The sequence below is a fragment of the Mesorhizobium sp. M4A.F.Ca.ET.090.04.2.1 genome, assembly GCF_003999085.1.
Taxonomy (GTDB): domain Bacteria; phylum Pseudomonadota; class Alphaproteobacteria; order Rhizobiales; family Rhizobiaceae; genus Mesorhizobium.
In genome coordinates this window covers 1-1,032 of sequence record NZ_RZOT01000916.1, presented here as the reverse complement: position 1 = coordinate 1,032, position 1,032 = coordinate 1, and the positions used below count along the sequence as shown (strand labels likewise).

The window sequence follows — 1,032 nt, the reverse complement described above, 5'->3', positions numbered from 1 at the left end:
CATAAGTCTTTCCGTTCTTGGCGACTCTTTCAAAGATTTCTATCTCTAGATTCTTTGGAAGTTGCTCCTCTTCGGGATATTCTTTGTCAAAGTCAGTTCCAAAATTTCGGTCCTCAGGCCATCTGTCAGCAGCCTTCTTCAAATTGTGATCGGCGGCTTGATCCAGAGTGATGCCTGCTTCGTTGGCAGCCGAGAGCAGGAACCGGAAGATTGCCGCAAGATGGTCAAGAAGGCCCGCTCGATCTAATGGCAAACCACCTTCTGCGCTTAGCGCAGCTAGGCGCCCGACAGCCCCAGCAAGCTGCAAAAGGGTACGCTCAAACGCGGCGGTGGGAGCGTTCAACGGCAAGGTAGGCTGAGGCTGCAAACTAAGGAGTTCGACATCGTTTCCATCGAACATGCGCTCCTTCGCATCGCCTTGGGCTGTCGTCGCTACTGCCGAGAGTGGCAATTCAGCATGATCGGCGATCACAGCGAGATACCAGAGGGCATCTCCCATTTCCTCGATTACGCTGGCCTCGTAGCCAAGGTAAGATCGGGAGTCGCGCTGCTTCTTCTTAACTTCACTTAGAAGGCTCCCAATCTCGCCGACCAAGCCGAGCACTGGGAGATCGAATCCATTACCCAATTGGTTGGTTCGATCCGTGCGTATTGCGCGCAATTGATAATTGTCGAGGGTAATTGACCGCTGATTCATCCGCTTTTCCGCCACCTGATTCACTGAGGATCATTATCATCTTGTTTGAGTTAACGGTCGAGCGGGAAGACAGCGCAAACGATAGCATTTTCGCATTGCTTCAAACCACTGAACTTGGAGAACGCCCCTGACCAGTCATCACTGCCGTGACTTCCGACGTCATAGAAACCTTTAAGGCAGGTGAACTTCGATCTTGATACGGTCGAGAATTGGCACCCAACATCAGTTTGGTGAAGCTTGTGATGCGCCTTCGCGCAGGTGTTCTGGCATGCGAGCACGGCTTCTGACGAGTGAGGTGACCGATGAGCAACACAGGTCGCCATTCCACCCCACAC

2 protein-coding genes are annotated in these 1,032 nt (G+C 52.6%); both read right to left on the bottom strand.

All coding sequences use genetic code 11. The features are described from left to right. A partial coding sequence (locus EN781_RS33130) for a nucleoside triphosphate pyrophosphohydrolase family protein (RefSeq protein ID WP_245492718.1) occupies positions 1-712 on the bottom strand: 712 nt, incomplete at its 3' end. A gap of 35 nt (positions 713-747) precedes the next feature. Then, positions 748-1,032, bottom strand: a 285-nt coding sequence (locus EN781_RS34960) for a hypothetical protein (protein ID WP_210213518.1), incomplete at its 5' end; no start/stop codon positions are given.